A 487-nucleotide genomic window follows, 5' to 3' on the forward strand; every position below is an offset into this window, starting at 1 on the left:
TCTATCTAAGGTGATATTGCGTCCGTCTGCATTGTGAAGGCGACCACCCAGCACCCGGCCTGCCAGCATTTCATCCGCCACCCCGATAACATAACCGGGTAACGGAATTTTGCCATCCAGCCCCACGGTAAAACTGACCATCCGGTCATACTCGTTGGTATGCAATATCCATTTACCGCGCCGAATCGCCTCACTCTGGCGGGTACAACCAATCGCGGTCACATCGGCCTGCCTGACCTGAAAACGACGAATTAACCTGTGGTCGAAGACGGGTTCCACGGCATCCTGATAACCGTTCTGCGGATCTGACCAGCTGACCATCGCGGTAGAATAATGGGTCTTCTCACTGGCACTGCTGTAGACAAACTTACCGTCACGCACGTTGGCCCGGGTGTAGAGATAATCCACATCCCGTGGCATATCCGCCAGTACGTTCATGTTATTGTTGGCCCAGTAGGTCATCCCCCGGAAGATACCGGCGATATCC

The 487-nt window shown here is 54.2% G+C and carries 1 protein-coding gene; it reads right to left on the minus strand.

From position 1 onward, the window contains the following. Positions 1–487 (minus strand): phage tail protein (locus AACS92_RS04220; RefSeq protein ID WP_241538054.1); only part of this gene is annotated, 487 nt, incomplete at both ends.

The sequence above is a fragment of the Xenorhabdus sp. KJ12.1 genome (assembly GCF_963876495.1).
Lineage (GTDB): Bacteria > Pseudomonadota > Gammaproteobacteria > Enterobacterales > Enterobacteriaceae > Xenorhabdus > Xenorhabdus stockiae.